The organism is Mangrovimonas sp. CR14, assembly GCF_011764015.1.
Lineage (GTDB): Bacteria > Bacteroidota > Bacteroidia > Flavobacteriales > Flavobacteriaceae > Mangrovimonas > Mangrovimonas futianensis.
Genome location: NZ_JAAFZY010000005.1, coordinates 298,382 through 315,800 on the forward strand (window position 1 = coordinate 298,382; position 17,419 = coordinate 315,800).

Genomic DNA, 17,419 nt, shown 5'->3' on the forward strand with positions numbered 1-17,419 from the left:
GTAAGTATTCTAAAATAAATCAATTATAATCTACGAGTTTGGGCTTACCAAACTCGTAGTCTATATATTGGAATTCCTGATTGTCAATTGAGTTCATCTTGAAGCGATTGTTCCCTGTCCCTGGAATTTGATTGTACCAAGCTAATGACAAATGGAAATTACTAAATATCAAATAATCATTTGTAAATAGGATACCTAATCCAACTTTAGCAAACCCTTTTCCGTTAAATAATTTTCTATCATCCCCATTTATAAGTCCAAAGGAGGCATTCAAAAATGGAGATAATCTAAAGCCTAAAAAAGAATAGGGAGAATAGGACTGTATTTGAATATTGGTAAGCCATTTTTTGGTTCCTCTCACTTCTAAACTATAAAACCCCTCAATACCTACTGGGGTATTGCCATCTAGACCTATTTTATCACCGTAGGCATCTAATCGATTGTTTCCAAGTATTAGGTCAGACCAAATAAAATGTCTGAATTTCCAATCAGACCAGCTCATCAGTTTGGTGTAGTAATGAGCTTTAATAGCCAAGGCTGTTTGTTCACTTTTACCATTACTTAGAAATCCACCATATTGTAGGTCTGTTCCCAAATAGCCAAATGAAAAGTAATTACCTGCAGCGATCCGGCCACCCAAATACATACGGTTTCTGTTGTTTTTATTTTGAACGCCAGTTGTAATCCCATAAGATGCCCCGATAGGAACATCTTCAATTATATCATAGTTTTTAATAAATCTATCCTGCACAAAGGACCGCTGTGAAAATCCAACTCCCATGAGCCAAAATTTTTCATCGCTATAGTAATTTAATGGATCTAATTCAGGACCCGGGCTATCTAAGTATTGATTATAATAATATCTTGATGAAACAATAAACTTATTTAATCGGGGATCAAATGGAGTTAGGTTCTTAAATAAATCAAACGCTACTGCTCCCCAATAGTCTTGAAGGTTGTACTTGAATCTTTGGGATGGAATTTCTAGGTCATTTGGAATAGAGTCTTGGTAAGTTTTTTGTCCAATATAAACACCTCCAGCCCAACGAGCTAACGGGGAAAAGAAATTTCTTTCCAACGAAATGCTTTTGTCGTAATGATCATATTCATTGATGTAATACTCAAGATTGAAGCTTACAAAGCTTCTTTGGATGTTATAAATGCGATATCTAGTTTGAAACGTATTCCTGTTATTGTCAAAATTTTGTTCATATCGATTGTCAAATTCATGTCCCCATCCCATAAAATTTCGTTCCCTTAACCGAACCTCTACTTTAGAATTTGAATAAGAACCACTTGGAATTAAACTCCAAGAATCTAAAGAATATATATACACATCAACACTGTCTAGTGAGGTTTCGATTGGTTGCAGGTCAATTCTAACTCGTCTTATGAATCTTTGACTTCTCATAAGACGCTCAGATTCCACTATTTTTAGTGAATCTATGGCATCTCCTTCTTTTTGAAGCATGTAATTTTTAAGGACAAATTCCTTGGTTTTTACATGGAGAGCATTTCCTGCTTTTTCCAAAAACTTCTGTGGTTGTACAGTCGTATCTCTTATAGAATGCCCAAATGGATCTTGGCTTATGATATGAATTTTTCTGATGTATTTGCCCTCCATGCTTTTGATTGAAGATTGGTGATCTAACATCATTTTCACTGTTTCTTTGTCTTTTTGAGTCTCTGGATTTCTAACTAAATACTTGTATAGAAGTTTATTGAATTTATTGTCGTCCTTCTTTTCCTCTACAAATTCAATAAGGTTGTCCTTTTTTACTTTGATGGTATCCGTAGTGATTATGGAATCTTTTTTTTGGTTGGGGTTCTGGGAATACAGAAGTGAAACTGAAAGCAGAGTAAAGCAAAGCAGTCCCTTTTTTATGTAGGTAAAAAGATTCATTTCAAAACATATGTTAGTTATGAAAGTACAAAAGGCAACATAAATTTGAAAAAGAGGCCAATTAAGATGGCTATCCCAAAACTAATAAGAGTGCCTATTAAAATATACTCCGTAAGTTTCCTTTCCTTACTTTCTTTGAGATCACCAAACCTAAATACCGATTTAGCGGTAATCAAAAAACCTACAGCTTCCCAATGGTCAGTAATAATAAATACAAAAACCAAAAGCCGTTCTAAAATACCAATGTATTTTCCAGCATCTTGTAAAGATTCATTGTCTTTGGTCAATTTGGGAATGTCCCATTTGCTGAAAATAACCTGCATGATTATGGAAACAGGTTGTGTAAGGAATATTAAACAAGTTAAAATTAAAAGTGAAGAACTACCAATAACTTCTGTGAGTAGGGAGCTTTTTAAAATTTCAGGTTGAACCATGATAAATCCAACAACTATAACTGTTATATGAAGAATCTGATCCATGAAGAACCATTTCCTTTTGTTCTTTTTCTTTTGAAAAGAGAGTTTTAAGGCATCAATAATGCCATGTGAAAATGCGATGGCGAGTAACAAAGGCCAAAGGGTTAAATTCCAGGTGATAAGGAATAAAAGAACAAGATGAATGGCAATATGAAGATATAAATATCTGGATTTGAGTTTATGTTTCTCTTTGTCTTTTACCCATTTTTTAGGCTGTAAAATAAAATCACCTATGATATGAGCTAACAGTAGTTTTATTAACAGAATCATGAGTTTAATTTACTTATTTTTTTCCGATACATTTGATCGATTTCTAAAACTTCTTCCAAATTGGCGCGTTTCATGCGTTTGCTTACGGCATCTTGGCTAATGCCTATGATTTCTGCTAGTTCCTTTTGAATTTTATTCTTGTTTTCCAAATAGAGTTTGACAATTTCCGCAGAATTGGGTGTCCAATGATCCATCGTCAATGAAATCAATTTAAAGTATAAGTTGAGTTCTTGATCCAATTCTAAATCTGAGGTTTTAATTTTTAGGTTTAATTTATCACGTTTAAGAGTTTCTAATGTTTCGCCTGAAAATTGAAATGCTTCACCATTAGATTCCGTTACGGTTTGACCTTCAAATGACTTTTCTCCTATGCCAATAGACAATCTTACATCTAAATCCTTAATAGACTTGATGCATGCCTTTATATAAACAGCATGCTCAAAGCATTGGAAATAATCCTTGATTTCGAATTGAAAACTATCTCCTCTATAAATTTCCCAGGTAGCCTCATTTAAAGTTATTTGCTGTAAAGCAGCGCGCAGGGGGGATAACCAAATACTAGGGTCTTGCAGTTTGGTTGAATTGACGATATCTCCTGTTATTACTCCAATCATTCTACATTCCTTTTTTGTGGAATAATCAAATATATTCCTTTTTTATGGAATAATCAAATATATTCCTTTATTTAGGAATGTGGTTCGGGAGTTTAGCCCTTCAAATCGATCTTAATATTATAGCCTTTAAGATGATCTAAGTAATTGTTTAAAGAGAAAGATTCGCTGTTAAATTCTTCAGTACGATGTTTTTTCGTTTCTTTTCTTTTTATGGCTTTTAAGAATCTTTTGATTTCATTTTCATCATTCAATATGAGTCCTGGAACCTTTATGGTGTTGCCGTGATCATCTTTAGCTACCATGGTAAAGTAGGAGGAGTTGCAATGTTTCACCTCCCCAGTTCTAATATTTTCAGACTCTACCCTAATTCCTACAACCATAGACGTCTTTCCAACAAAATTTAAGGAAGCTTTCATGGTCACCAATTCACCTATTTCAATCGGATTTAAGAAATCTACAGTATCTACGGAAGCAGTTACACAATAAGTTTCAGAATGTTTGGAGGCACATGCAAAGGCAATTTGGTCCATTAAATTTAAAATATATCCACCATGAATTTTTCCTCCAAAATTGGAATGCGATGGTTGCATCAGCTCAGAAATGGAAATTTTTGAGGAATCTACTGTCTTAAAATCGTGTTTACTCATCGTCTTCTTCGGCTCGTTTTAGTAAGTTTTCGTTTAAATTTTTACTGGCCTTGGCTCCTAATTTTTTCAATTTTTCTACACGCCTAATCAAATTTCCTCTTCCAGTTAATTTTTTCATGGCGCCTTCATACGAAGTTTGCACTGTACCTATTTGCTTACCAACCTTAATCAATTCATCGGTTAAATTAGTGAAGCTATCATATAGGTTTCCTGCTTCGGTTGCTATTTCCAGAGCGTTCTGTCTTTGTCTATCATTTTGCCATAGGTTGTCAACCAAGCGCAATGCAGCCAATAGGGTGGCGGGTGTCACTATGATGACTTGACGATCAAATGCTTGTTCATACAAATTGGGTTCATGGGCAGAAGCAATGGCAAAAGCAGGTTCAATAGGAATGAACATAAATACCGTATCTGGGCTTTCCTCAATTAAATATTGATAGTTTTTGGCGCTTAACTGTTCTACGTGCCTTTTTATGGAAGCTATATGTTGTTTTAAATGCACTTGTTTTTGCTCTTCATCTTCTTCAGAAACAAAGCGTTCAAAATGAACTAGTGATACTTTACTATCAATAATCATTTTCTTGCCATCGGGTAGGTGAATCAAGACATCGGTTTGTAGACGTTTGCCATCTTCTGTATTGTGGCTATCTTGAACCGTATATTCCCGGTCTTTCTCAAGACCTGATTTTTCAAGAATTCGTGTTAGAATTAATTCGCCCCAATTCCCTTGCATTTTGCTGTCGCCTTTAAGAGCCTTAGTCAAATTATCAGCGTCCTTGCTCATTTGTTGATTTAATTCGGCCAAGGTTTTTATTTGCTCCTTTAATTCGCTATGGCGCCCAATACTTTCCTTGTTTGTATCCTCAACTCGTTTTTCAAATCCCTTTATTTTTTCTTGTAATGGATTAAGAAGTACTTCTAGATGTTCTTTATTTTGTTTGGTGAATTTTGAAGATTTTTCATCCAATATTTTATTAGCTAAATTCTCAAACTCTTTTGTGAATTTCTCTTGTAACTTTTCAACCTCTTGTTTTTGCTCTTGGTTTTTTTGTTGCAGATTTTCAAACTCTGTTTGTTTTCTAGTCAATTCAGAATTGAGATGATCCTTTTCAGCTCTTATCGATTCACGGTCTACTTCTATACGTTGAATGGTTTCTTTGAGGTCTAAGATATTCTGCTGAAGTAAATTTTGACGTTCTTCAAGCGTACTAATATCTCCTTTGGATTTTAGTTTGCTGATTGTAATTCCGAGGTAAGTTCCAATTCCGCCGCCTATTAGAATGGAAATAATAGCAATAATGACTTCGTTCATTTATTTTTTGGAGTTTATTCAAAGATAAATGATAAGTAGTAAATGAGGAAATCTATCAATCTACTGATTTAACTTTTTAATAGATGGAACTTTGAACATCGATATCCGCATATTTCCAAGCTAAATCATACTCGGTTTTTACTTTTTGAGCTTCGTTGGTCTTTCCTTGAGCAACCAAACTTTGATGCAAACCCATCAAGGACCATCCGTTTTGACGAAGATTTTCTAAATCTTTTTTGTAAACGGCTTCCGCTTCAGCATATTTTTGAGCCTTAAGTAGAACAGCTCCTAAATTTTGTCTTGGAGGAATGTGCCAGGCAGATGGTTCGTTATAAATAAGGTGATCTTCAATGTCTACAGCCTTTTCCAAATGGGAAATAGCTTTTGCAATATCATTTCCTTTTGCAGCCATCTCTCCTGCAACAATTTCATAGGCTAATTTAGCCAAGGTATTACCATTGTCAAATCCTGTAGCCATATTGGTTTCCATATCAGGATCTGTGGTGTAAAATTTAATGGCATCCAATTCTTCTTGAGCTTCTTTTAAATTGCTTTTTCTGGTAAAGGCAATACCGCGTGCATAATGCCAGATAAGTTTTAAATGTTTCAAATCATCATTGGGCTTGGGATAGGTAAGGATGTCATTCCATTTGCCAAATCGGGTATAGGCCAAAAGTGGTGTAGAAGCAAAGTTTTGTAAAAAATGAAGGTCTTTCATTTCTCCCATAGGTACCTTTTCGGCTGTTTTTTTGGCTGCTTCTATAGCGGTTTTACTGTCGCCCAATAAACTGGAAGCAGACCATAAAAAATGAATGTTATGGGGGTAATAACCTAAAGGGTACATGCCTTGAGAATAACATTGGGATATATAATCCTCATCAGCTAGGATGGCTTTTTGATTAGCCTCAACAGCATCTTTGTACCTTCCAACCCTAATGAAAATGTGTGAAGGCATATGCACAATATGACCAGCGGCGGGCATGAGGGTAGCCAATTTTTCAGCACTTGGAACTGCCAAATCTGGATTGGGAAGTTCAACCATATGAATATAATAATGGTGGGCACCAGGATTATTTACATCCATTTCTATTGCTTTTTCAAGTGCTTTTTTAGCTTCTGGGATATTGGGAGATGGGTTTCCATCTTTATCCCAATAATTCCAAGGAACTGTGTTCATAACGGAAGCGGCATATAAGGTTAACACATCGGGGTCCTTGTCATATTTTTTAGCCACTTTTGTCATAGCCTCCATATAACTTAAGTTCAATTCGGGGGTTTCCCTTGATAAATCCTCAGAATATCTGTGTGCTAAAGCTTGAATTAAATCGGTTTCTTTTTTTGAAGTCCCTTCCAAATGAGACAGTGCTTTTTGGATGGCTTCGTTGTAAGATTTTTTTCTTTCATCATCCGGTGCGGGGTCATTAATGTTAGGCCCTAAAACATAGGCTTGCCCCCAATAAGCCATGGCTAAATTGGGATCTAATCTAGACGCTTCCATAAATGACCTATGAGCTTCTGCATGGTTGAATCCATAGGTTAGTCTTAGTCCTTGGTCAAAGAACTTTTGAGCCAATGGAATCTTGGTGCTTACTTTAAAGCTGTGGGTCCCAATATTATCAAAAAGAGGGGCAATTTGTTTGGTGGTATCCACATCGGCTAATAGAAATTTTGTTGATGTACAACTAATGGGATTCATTCCAGCTTTTTTGGAGTAATCAAATTCAGATACCTTTTTTTCCAATGGAAAAATGAACAATGTGATTGTAAAAAGGGAAAAGATTAAAAAGTCTAACTTGGTTTTCATGATTCTAGGTTTTGTTAGTTATAACCAATCAAAAAGCACTAGTTCATGGTGTTGAAGGTAAGGAGCTGTTTATTAGACTCTTAAATATAATGAATTTTTATTCCTGTAGCAATTTTATTTATTAACCCTAAAGCTGCCTGTTTGGTTGTCAAATTTAATTAGGTCCTCAGGGAAAAGACTTTCAAAAATTCCTTTCGTAATTAAATTGCAAGGGGAATCAGAGTAAACACTGTCATTGATCATTACGATTAATTTATCACATAATTGAATGGCCAAATCAATTTCATGGGAGGAAAATAGAATGGTTTTTCCTGTTTCCTTGGTCAGGTTTTGAAGTAATTTTAAAATGTACGCCTTGTGGTACATGTCCAGATGAGTAGTTGGTTCATCCAAAACGATGAGGTCGGTATCTTGAGCCAAGGCTCTTGAGATCATGGCCTTTTGAAGTTGGCCATCGCTCAATTCATAACACTTCTTGTCTTTTAAGGAAACAATGTTGGTGGAAGCCATGGCTTGATGGATGATGTCTAGATCTTGAGTAGATAGGCTTCCAATCCAGTTGGTATAGGGGTGTCTTCCTAGCGCGATTAATTCAAAAACCGATAAGTTTTTGGACGCCATTTTTTCGGTCAATACTAGACTCAAGGTTTGTGCTAATTGAAGGTTGGTAAAAGTTTCAATATGCTTTCCATTCAAAAGAATATGTCCTTCTATAGGATTTTGTACCTGAGTTAGTGTTCGTAACAGGGTTGATTTTCCAATGCCATTAGCTCCAACCAATCCAACCAATTGTCCCTTTTCTAACGAGATGTTAATATTGGAAGCAATAACATTGGTTCCCTTTTTAGATTCATATCCAATAGAAAGATTTTCTGTCTTTAAAATGATATTTGAATTTTTCTCATCCATTAAAAAACCATTTTACGTTTTCTTACTAGTAACCAAATAACCACCGGGGCCCCAATAATTGAGGTAATGGCATTGATAGGTAAGGTGTAATCACTATTGGGTAGTTGGGCAATGCTATCGCAAATAAGCATCAATATTCCTCCAAAAAGAAAAACGGCAGGAAGTAAGACTTTATGATTTGCTGTTGTAAAAATCTGTCTTGTTAAATGTGGAATAGCCAATCCGATAAAAGCAATCGGTCCCGCAAATGCTGTTATAGTTCCAGCCAAAAAGCTGGTCGCGAGAATGATTATCAGTCGACTTCTTTTCATATTGAGTCCAAGGCTCTTGGCATAGTTTTCTCCTAAAAGAAGCGTGTTTAAAGCTTTTATGGAAAGAATACTTAGTAAGATTCCAAAAATGTAAATGATAAAGAAAATGGCTAATTCTCTCCAAGATAGATTCCCAAGACTTCCAAATCCCCAAAAAATATACTGCTGCAGTTTCTGGGCCGAACTAAAATAGGAAAGGACACTTACAACCGCAGAGGTGATACTTCCAAACATCAACCCGATAATAAGTATGGCCATAGTATCCCTCACTTTGGAGGAAACGGCCAATACGGCCAGTAAAACCAAAAAACTCCCTAAACTGGCAGCAACAACCAAGCTCCACTTTGAGATGAGCATCCCTGTTAAGAAACCTCCAAAGACTCCTGCTCCCAAGATAATGATAGCAACTCCCAAACTTGCTCCAGAACTGATTCCCAGCACAAAAGGACCAGCTAACGGATTTCTAAATAGTGTTTGCATGAGAAGACCAGAAATTCCCAGTCCAGATCCAACTAATATGGCAGTTAAGGCTTTTGGAAGTCTATAATTTAAGATGATATAAGACCAAGATTCATTAGTAATATTTCCAAACAGGCCTTTAAAAACATCTGGTATAGGAATGTAAACAGATCCTAGACTGATGTTTCCCAAAAAACAGACTATCAGCAGAAAGGATAGCAGTACAAAAGGAAGTTTATATGACTTTGAATCTGACAAATTATTTCAATTTTTTAAAAAAATGAGGTTGGTAATCTATCAACATATCTGGATGGCAAATTTTTATAATATCCTTTAATACCAAATCAGGTCTGGCAAATCCTTCTTCGTAATAGGTGACGCCCCCTGTTGGTCCCAATGTATTGGCAAAGGAGTAAATGGTATTATTCTGAAAAGCCTTGAACTGGGTGTAGTGCTCATTGGCATTTTTTAGAGCTTCCATAGAATTGTAATATGATGGACTTAACCAGATGTCTGCATTCTGAGCTTTTGAGAAAACAGCCTCAAAGCTTAAGGCCAAACTTCCCGCACTGGAAACTTCACTCCAAAGATAATCCACATTGGCATCCTTCATAAGTTGAGCTTCGGGGCTAGTGCCACTTGGCAGGTACCACACATCTTTTTCCAAAGCGCCACTTAAAATAGTGGGTCTGTTTTTAATATTGGATGCTAAGGTTTTAGCCTTATAATACTCCGATTTTATTTTGTTAAAAATCGAGTCTGCCATGGCTTCCTTTTGATATAAAGCTCCAAAAAACTTGATCCATTCTGCTTTTGCCAAAGGGGAGGTTTCTATCCAATCACCATTGTAAATAACCGGAATCCCTGATTTTTTTATCGTCTCAAAGGTTCGATTATTACCATCAATTCCAAATCCTACCACCACTTCAGGCCTTAGTTCTAATAGGACTTCGGTATTGATGCCTTCATTTTTGCCCAATTCCCTAATCTTTCCTTCATCAATTCGTTTTCTGGTATTCACTGAAGAAATATAGGTAGACCCGGGAAAACCAACTAAAGATTCCACTTTATCCAACAATTCTAGAGCAGGAATATGGGTGGTGGACGTGACCACAATTTTTTTTATGGGAGTGGTCAGGATGGCATCATATTCATCTTTGTTTAAGGTAATGGTAGCAAGGTTTTCCTCAGGGATAAGAGCATATTTATATGCCTCCTCAGCCTTGGGCCACGGATTGTATATTTCCAACACTTTATATTGCTCATAATTTTTGATTTGAAACCCTGTAGCAAAACTTAAGCTGTCTAACGTTTCATTTTTAAGAGGTCTTGTTTTTTCTGCTTTCTTGTCTTCCTTGCAACTCCAAAAAATGGAAATAATGAGTAAAAGGATAGGTAACCTAAGTGACAGATAAATTCTTGATCTTATCATAAGTTTGTTTAAACTTTAAGTTATGAGAGACGGTTCAAATGTAACAATATATCTAGTAGCGGGAATTATTATACTGCATTTTTTGGTTGGATTAATTTATTTGCTCATCAAAATGAATAAGAAAAATTAGTTTTCTGTATTGCTATAGAAAGTTAATAAGTATCTTTGCATCGAATTTTGGTTCCCATTAGGGGATTAATAGGGAATCTGGTGTAAATCCAGGACTGTTCCCGCAACTGTAAGCTATCAAGCTTTGTGCAACACTTCAAAATGTCACTGTCTGTAAAGACGGGAAGGCGATGCACAAAGACGCAAGTCAGGAGACCTGCCAATTTCAAAACTAAATAATTTAAGCTTTCGGGTAAAAGGCTTAGGGGAAATGAAGCAGGTTTATATTGTCTTTTGTTGTTTGTTTTTTTCAGGTTTGGTCTCATCACAAACCCTAACTGATTCTATCCAAAATTTGGATGAGGTTATTGTTTTGGCCGACAAAAATCTAAAGGAATTTTCCAATTCCCAAACTCTAGCAACCCTTGCAGATAGTACCATAACAAGAAGTGGTGCATCCTTGACAGAATTATTAAGTCTTAATTCCGCCATTCATTTTAAGGAAAATGGATTGGGAATGGTATCATCTCCTTCTTTTAGGGGTTCTACAGCTCAACAAACGGCTGTGGTTTGGAATGGAATCAATATCAATTCTCAGTTCAATGGGCAAACTGATTTCAATACGGTCAATATTAGAAATTTTGATGAAGTTGGAATTAGGAGTGGTGGTGGAAGTGTGCTCTACGGCAGTGGAGCGATAGGAGGTAGCATCCATTTGAATAATTCCGTTCAGTTTGATGCCGGATTTGAAAATAGCTTTTTCACTCGCCTTGGAAGTTATGATACCCAAGATGTAAACTATACAGGGAGGTTTTCAAACGACAAGTTAAGTGTAAACATATCAACATCATATTCCCATTCTGAAAATGATTATGAGGTGCCTACTAGACTAGGGAGGAACCAAAATGGTAGCTTTTATAATCTGGGAATGTCGGCCAATATTGGATATAAAATAAATGCCAATAACCTCATTAAGTATTATGGGTATTCCTATGATGGAGAGCGTTACTTCTCTTTAATTTCTCCTACTGAGACGCCTACCAAATATCAAGATATTAATACCAGACAATTGCTTGAATGGGAGGGAACCTATGGCAAGGTTTCTTCTAATTTAAAATTGGCTTACTTAACCGAGAGGTATAAATATTTTTCTAATACAGGACTTGATAATTATACTTTTGGAGAAGCCAACACAGTTGTTGGTAAATACCAATTGGGATATCGCATCTTTGCTGGAGCCTACCTTCAGGGAATGGCAGATATCACTCATACCGCGGGGGAAGGGTCTAGCATCAATGAAACCAAGCGTACCATTTCAGGATTCAGCCTATTGTTTAAACAGCAACTTAAAAAGTTAATTTATGAAGCTAGCCTTAGACAGGAAATAACCGAGAATTATGAAAGTCCGTTGTTATATAATTTGGGGTTAAGGTATAAATTCAACTCTTGGTACACCTTAAAATTAAATGGCTCTAAAAATTTTAGAATTCCTACTTATAATGATTTGTATTGGGCAGGAAGCGGTAATGTGACTTTGAAACCTGAAATGGCCTACCAATTTGAATTGGGAAATGAATTTCAGTTTGGAGATGTTAAAGTCTCCTTGTTAGGATTCTATAATGATATTACTGACATGATTCGGTGGCTGCCTTCTGGTTCATTATGGAATCCGGTTAACACAGATCATGTCCTAACCTATGGTTTGGAAACGCAACTTCAATTTTCAAAACAAATTGGTGATCATCATATTGGACTGAATGCTTCTTATTCTTATACCAAGTCAGAAAATCAAGAAACTGAAAAACAACTTACCTATGTCCCTTATCATAAAGGAGCAGGAATCGTAAGTTATCAATTCCGTCAATGGTCTATGTATTGGCAAAGTATGTATACGGGAGAGGTTTTTATTTTCTCGGATAACAATCCAAGATACATATTGGAGGATTATTTTATAAATAATTTAGGGGTAGAATATCAATTTCACAAGCCATTTCCAATTCAATTGGGAGTACAGGTAAAGAATATCTTAAACGAGACATACCAGAGTGTGGCAAACCGCTACATGCCTGGAATAAATTATAACTTTTATTTAAATTTTAATTTTTAAACTATGAAAAACTATTTCAAATCTATCATGTTACTCCTTTCATTAGGATTATTTGTTTTCTCCTGTAGCGATGACGACAACATTACGCCTATAGAGAATCCATCCGGGACTTATGAAAATGGAATGCTAGTCTTGGCAGAAGGCGGTTCCATTTCTGGATCGGTGTCTTATATTTCATCTGATTTTACAGAAGTTGAAAACAACATTTTCTTCAATATTAATAGTGATGAATTAGGAACTTATGTGCAATCAATGGCCTTTCAAGATGGAAAAGGATATATTGTAACTGATAATAATACGATTAATGTGGTTGATAGGTATTCTTTTGAAAGAGAAACTACGATTACTAATGGTTTGAGTTTGCCAAGATATATGGCTGTTTCCAATGGAAAAGGGTATGTAACCAATTGGGGAGATGGATTTGTTACTGATGATGATTTTGTCGCAGTTATTGATTTATCAAGTTATACAGTTCAAGAAAGTATTCCTGTAGGTGAAGGTCCTGAACAAATTTTGGCCATTGGGGATAAATTGTTTGTGTCCCACAAGGGAGGTTATAGCACCAACAATATTATTTCGGTAATCAATACCACGGACAATTCTATAGAGACTATTGAAGTAGCAGACAATCCAGATGAAATGTTTGTTAATGGATCTGGGCAATTGGTTGTTTTGTCTGAGGGCGCTACTATTTATGATGCTAATTGGACTCCTATTGGGGATACTCCTGGAGCTATCACTACAATTGACCCATCAAACAATAGTGTTGTATCAGAAATAGCATTTGCTGAAGGCTTTCACCCAAATTTAATGGCTTACAGCCAAGGTTATATTTATTACCAATTAAACAATCAAGTTTTTGAAATGTCTGAAGCATCAACGTCATTACCAACTTCAGCTATCATTAACTTATCTGGGACAACACCTTATGGATTGAATGTCAATGGAACCCATTTATTTGTTACAGATGCTAAGGATTTTGCTTCTTTAAGTGATTTATTGGTTTTTGATTTGACTGATAATTCATTAGCCAACACTATTGAGGTAGGACTGATTGCATCAAAGGTTTACTTTAATTAATACCATTGAACTTAGTTAAAATAAAAAAGCCGCTCAAAGCGGCTTTTTTATTAATCAGCAATCATTATTTGGGAATTCGGTTCTAAATCATGATTATCACCAATAATCTCATGACCTTTACTTGTTAATGCGGCTTGTCGCCCGCCATTTTCTATAACTTGGAGAGCAGCTGCCAATAACGGTTCCATCTGGTTTCCGATACTTCCCAAATCATTTACTTTTTCTCCTATTTCTACATCTGGGACAAGACCACTGTTAGGTACTGCCAATCCCTCAGCATTTCTTGTAATGGCGATTAAAGGCAATAATGCATAGGTGTGGGTTGGATTAACATTTTGACGCCCATAATCTGGTGAGTCATAAATTATGCTGGAAGCCTGTGATTTTCCTACGGTATTTTTTCCAATATGCACAACTTCAATATAGGAGCTTAAACTATTAATAACCATTTCACTAGCAGAAGCGCTACTTCCTGTAGCAATAACATAGACTTTATTCAGATTCAAACTATTGATAGATGTTCCATTAAAACTATTGGTGAAATTGTAGGTAGAATTAAAATTTTGTTTTTGATCATTATAATTTAAGCTTGAAAAAGCATCTCCATTGAACTGGCCGGTAATCATGCTTCCCAAAAGTCTGGCAGAATTTACAGAACCACCTGGGTTATACCTTAAATCCAAAACTAGTTTTTGAACACCGTTTGACGAGAAATAACCAAATACGTCATTCAATTGGTTGTTGAAGTCTCCCGTAAATCCGTTATACATGAGATAACCTACCTGTTCACCTCCAATATTAAAAACGTCATAGTCATAAACAGGGTTTTCGGTATAGGGGACTTTGGTTAGCTGAATTTGCTGATTTATATCTGATATAAAATCATCAGTTACGTCATTTGGTGTGCCATTGTCATCATAAGAGCCAAGAGCAATAGTATAAGAATTAGTGCCCAATAAGGTTCTATAATTGTTAATGGTGAGTTGTGTACCATTAACTGAATGAAATATATCGCCTCTAACCAATCCTTTATTTTCAGCATCGGTGCTAGGTAAAATATAACGTACGTAACCATACACATCAGTATCTGTAGATGAAAACCTAAAAAGGCCATACTCCATACCATTGTGATAGGAGGTACCATTAAGCTGTTGTTCTAAGGCAAAATAATCATCTGTTATCGCACTAAACCTATCAATAGTTTGCCTTTCATAAATCAAACTTTCAAAAAGGTTTTCAGGGGAACTAAAACTATTTAAATAAGAGTCATAGTCACTAGACTCAGCTCGGTTGGTTTGTAATTGTGGCATTTCATCTTTATAAATATACCAATCGAACATGGCTCGGTACACAAAATCTTTGATATCTTGATCGGTTGCTGGGTTGTCATCCAAATCCTCAAAGCAGGAGTTTAGAGTGCATAAAACCAGCAGGTTGAGTATAATAAATCGTAGGGGTTTCATAGCTTTTATAACTTTTTTATTCCTTAAAAATAGCTACTTTGTATTGGGATTAAAAATTTTTGTAACAAAAAGAATCCTAGTTCGTCGTAAAGATGAATAGCAATAAAAAAGCTATTTAAACCAACCACAAAAATGAACCAAAAAGAATTTTTAAATACGGTGATGCCTTTCAAGGATAAGGTGTTTCGACTTGCAAAGAGATTGTTGGTCTCTACGGAAGAGGCAGAAGATGCCACACAGGAGGTTCTTTTGAAATTATGGAATAACAAATCGAAAATTGCTGAATACAATAATGTGGAAGCCTTTTCGATGACTATGACCAAGAATTTTTGTCTGGATAAATTGAAATCAAAACAAGCTCAAAATTTAAAGCTTGTTCATAGTAATTATAAAGACGAACATGCTTCATTACAAAAGCAAATAGAACTTAATGATAGTTTAGGTTGGGTGGGGAAAATAATTCAAGAGTTGCCAGAGCAGCAACGAATGATCATCCAACTAAGAGATATAGAGCAGTATGATTATGGCGAAATAGCAGAAATGCTTGACATGAATCAGACAGCAATAAGAGTAGCGCTCTCAAGAGCTAGAAAAACAATACGAGAAAAATTAACTAATACTCATAATTATGGTATTAAATAAGATAGAAAAGTTACTTGAAAAGTACGAGAACGGAGAGACAACACTTCAAGAAGAACAGCAGCTTAAACACTATTTTTCACAGGAGAATGTTGCACCACATCTAGAAGTTTACAAACCTTTGTTTACGTATTTTATAGTAAGTGAAAAAGAACAGTTTACCAAAGACGTTCCATTAAACACCAAGACGAAACGATCCTATTATTTTCAATGGATTTCTGTCGCAGCTGTAGCGGTTCTTTTAATTGGGTTTTATTTTAAGACAGACGTCAATCAACAGGAAGACTATGGAACTTATGATGACCCAGAGATGGCTTACAATGAGGTAGTGAAATCATTGGAAATGATATCATCAAGCTTCAATAAAGGCGCCCAAAAAATCAACTACTTAAACGGTTATGAAACAGGTATTGAAAAAGTGGGGTACCTAAATGAAATTGAAAATACCAGAAGCCTAATTTTTAAATAATTGAATGAAAAAACCTTTTTGAAAAATTTAAAATTGAAAACAATGAAAACCAAAATGATCCTTTTTTTAATGGCAATTATGTTATTGCCATTAACATCCAACGCCCAAGATATTTTTGACAAATACAGCAATAGTACTGATGTGACCTATGTGTCCATAAAACCAAAAATGTTCCAAATGTTGGCTAAAATGAATATTAATACAGACGATCCAGAAGCGCAATCCTATTTGGATATGGTCAATAGCATCACAAGCTTTAAGACTATTGTTACCGCCAATCAAACCATTTCATCAGACATTACTAAATGGGTGAAAGGAAAGTTAGGTTCCCTAGAAGAGCTAATGGTAGTAAAAGATGATGGTGTAGAAATGAAGTTTTTTGTCAAGGAAGGCAAAGACGAAGACCATGTTAGTGAATTGCTCATGTTTGTTGATGGTTTGAATGGAATTACTAAAGATGCTGATATCAATATCAATGGGAAAAAGCGTGAGATAGAAACCGTAGTCATTTCTTTAACTGGAAATATTGACTTGAACCAAATCTCTAAATTGACCCAACAAATGAACATCCCTGGAGGAGAACATTTGGAAGATAACAACAAGAAAAAATAATTGCTATGAGCCAATCAATAAAACTATTAGCAATGATATTCACCCTGGTGCTGCTGGTTGGCTGCAACCAGGGTGAAACCTTGCAAACTTACTTTGTGGATAACCAGGAAACACCCAATTTTACCTCAGTAGATATTCCAACAAGTATTGTAGATTTCAAAAAAACTGAATTGACTCCAGAGCAAAAGGAAGCCTTCGAGTCCATTAATAGGTTGAATTTTTTAGGCTATAAAATTAAGGATAGCATTGATTTAACTGATTATAACACACAGCTTTCTAAGGTGAGTTCGATCCTTAATGACCCAAAATATAATGATTTAGTGGAGTTTAATGATAAAGGAGGAAAAGTTGTTTTTAAATATTTGGGAGACGATGATGAAGCCGATGAATTTATCCTTTTTGGAAGTTCGCCAGATTTAGGATTTGGAGTCTTACGTGTTTTAGGAGATGATATGAGTCCGCAAAAAATGGTGGCTTTGGTAGATGCTCTGAGACAAGCAGATGTGGACCAAGGGCAAATGCAAGGAGTTATGGATTTTTTCAAATAGGAAATATTTGAAGTTTATATGTTAATAAAAAAGCCCATCCAATTGGATGGGCTTTTTTATTTTATAGAGAAGTATCTTCTTCCTCCTCATCTGGTTTTTTCAGTGTGAGATAGAAATTGATTAGAAATATTATAATCAGGATAATGAGCGTAATGATTATCGCGTAATTATCCAAGATTCCAAATATTCCAGTAACCGAAAAACCTAAAGCAATAATAGCTGTAAGTATTAAGGTTTGTTTGTCAGTTAGCATCAA

General features: G+C 35.5%; 17 protein-coding genes and 1 riboswitch. Of the genes, 6 read left to right on the forward strand and 11 right to left on the reverse strand.

The window, feature by feature from the left end; genetic code table 11:
• Window positions 1–19 precede the first annotated feature (19 nt).
• The 9 genes from GZ212_RS12160 to GZ212_RS12200 form a co-directional block, all read right to left on the reverse strand.
• The gene (locus GZ212_RS12160; RefSeq protein ID WP_166960610.1) at window positions 20–1,903 is read right to left on the reverse strand and encodes a hypothetical protein; all 1,884 of its coding nucleotides are present in this window, start codon (window positions 1,901–1,903) and stop codon (window positions 20–22) included.
• 17 nt (window positions 1,904–1,920) lie between these two features.
• Complete coding sequence (locus tag GZ212_RS12165; RefSeq protein WP_166960613.1) at window positions 1,921–2,649, reverse strand: DUF3307 domain-containing protein; 729 nt, start codon at window positions 2,647–2,649, stop codon at window positions 1,921–1,923.
• Window positions 2,646–3,263, reverse strand: a complete 618-nt coding sequence (locus tag GZ212_RS12170; protein ID WP_166960616.1) for a SatD family protein — start codon at window positions 3,261–3,263, stop codon at window positions 2,646–2,648. Before GZ212_RS12170 ends, GZ212_RS12165 begins: the two co-directional genes overlap by 4 nt.
• A gap of 92 nt (window positions 3,264–3,355) precedes the next feature.
• On the reverse strand, window positions 3,356–3,910 hold the full coding sequence (locus GZ212_RS12175) for an acyl-CoA thioesterase (RefSeq protein ID WP_166960619.1): 555 nt from the start codon (window positions 3,908–3,910) through the stop codon (window positions 3,356–3,358).
• Window positions 3,903–5,222 carry a DNA recombination protein RmuC gene (locus tag GZ212_RS12180; RefSeq protein WP_166960622.1) on the reverse strand — a complete coding sequence of 440 codons (1,320 nt, stop codon included), beginning with the start codon at window positions 5,220–5,222 and terminating at the stop codon, window positions 3,903–3,905. The genes GZ212_RS12175 and GZ212_RS12180 overlap by 8 nt, the downstream gene beginning before the upstream one ends.
• A 76-nt stretch (window positions 5,223–5,298) precedes the next feature.
• A complete protein-coding gene (locus GZ212_RS12185; protein WP_166960625.1) occupies window positions 5,299–7,026 on the reverse strand; it encodes a hypothetical protein in 1,728 nt (575 codons plus the stop codon).
• Window positions 7,027–7,140: 114 nt separating this feature from the next.
• Window positions 7,141–7,935, reverse strand: a complete 795-nt coding sequence (locus GZ212_RS12190) for an ABC transporter ATP-binding protein (protein WP_166960628.1) — start codon at window positions 7,933–7,935, stop codon at window positions 7,141–7,143.
• Window positions 7,935–8,963, reverse strand: a complete 1,029-nt coding sequence (locus tag GZ212_RS12195; RefSeq protein WP_166960631.1) for an iron ABC transporter permease — start codon at window positions 8,961–8,963, stop codon at window positions 7,935–7,937. Before GZ212_RS12195 ends, GZ212_RS12190 begins: the two co-directional genes overlap by 1 nt.
• Before the next feature lies 1 nt (window position 8,964).
• Complete coding sequence (locus GZ212_RS12200) at window positions 8,965–10,137, reverse strand: ABC transporter substrate-binding protein (protein ID WP_166960634.1); 1,173 nt, start codon at window positions 10,135–10,137, stop codon at window positions 8,965–8,967.
• A gap of 161 nt (window positions 10,138–10,298) precedes the next feature.
• Window positions 10,299–10,485: riboswitch (cobalamin riboswitch) on the forward strand.
• 31 nt (window positions 10,486–10,516) lie between these two features.
• Between GZ212_RS12200 and GZ212_RS12205 the strand changes: the two genes are divergently transcribed.
• Window positions 10,517–12,352 (forward strand): TonB-dependent siderophore receptor, encoded by a 1,836-nt coding sequence (locus GZ212_RS12205; protein WP_166960637.1) that lies wholly within the window; start codon window positions 10,517–10,519, stop codon window positions 12,350–12,352.
• A 3-nt stretch (window positions 12,353–12,355) separates the two neighbouring features.
• Window positions 12,356–13,432, forward strand: a complete 1,077-nt coding sequence (locus tag GZ212_RS12210; RefSeq protein ID WP_166960640.1) for a DUF5074 domain-containing protein — start codon at window positions 12,356–12,358, stop codon at window positions 13,430–13,432.
• A gap of 50 nt (window positions 13,433–13,482) precedes the next feature.
• On the opposite strand, the gene GZ212_RS12215 is transcribed toward GZ212_RS12210, so the two are convergent.
• Window positions 13,483–14,895, reverse strand: a complete 1,413-nt coding sequence (locus tag GZ212_RS12215) for a S41 family peptidase (protein WP_166960643.1) — start codon at window positions 14,893–14,895, stop codon at window positions 13,483–13,485.
• Between the two features lie 132 nt (window positions 14,896–15,027).
• On the opposite strand from GZ212_RS12215, the gene GZ212_RS12220 reads away from it, so the two are divergent.
• From GZ212_RS12220 to GZ212_RS12235, 4 genes are read left to right on the forward strand one after another with little or no spacing between them, the layout of a single operon-like run.
• Complete coding sequence (locus GZ212_RS12220) at window positions 15,028–15,537, forward strand: RNA polymerase sigma factor (protein ID WP_166960646.1); 510 nt, start codon at window positions 15,028–15,030, stop codon at window positions 15,535–15,537.
• The gene (locus GZ212_RS12225; RefSeq protein ID WP_053971810.1) at window positions 15,524–16,003 is read left to right on the forward strand and encodes a hypothetical protein; all 480 of its coding nucleotides are present in this window, start codon (window positions 15,524–15,526) and stop codon (window positions 16,001–16,003) included. The genes GZ212_RS12220 and GZ212_RS12225 overlap by 14 nt, the downstream gene beginning before the upstream one ends.
• Window positions 16,004–16,045: 42 nt before the next feature.
• On the forward strand, window positions 16,046–16,615 hold the full coding sequence (locus tag GZ212_RS12230) for a DUF4252 domain-containing protein (protein ID WP_166960649.1): 570 nt from the start codon (window positions 16,046–16,048) through the stop codon (window positions 16,613–16,615).
• A gap of 5 nt (window positions 16,616–16,620) precedes the next feature.
• Window positions 16,621–17,163, forward strand: coding sequence for a DUF4252 domain-containing protein (locus GZ212_RS12235; RefSeq protein WP_232394819.1), 543 nt, complete (start codon window positions 16,621–16,623; stop codon window positions 17,161–17,163).
• Window positions 17,164–17,224: 61 nt separating this feature from the next.
• Here GZ212_RS12235 and GZ212_RS12240 read toward each other — a convergent pair whose 3' ends face one another.
• Window positions 17,225–17,416, reverse strand: coding sequence for a hypothetical protein (locus GZ212_RS12240; RefSeq protein WP_053971812.1), 192 nt, complete (start codon window positions 17,414–17,416; stop codon window positions 17,225–17,227).
• Window positions 17,417–17,419: the final 3 nt, after the last annotated feature.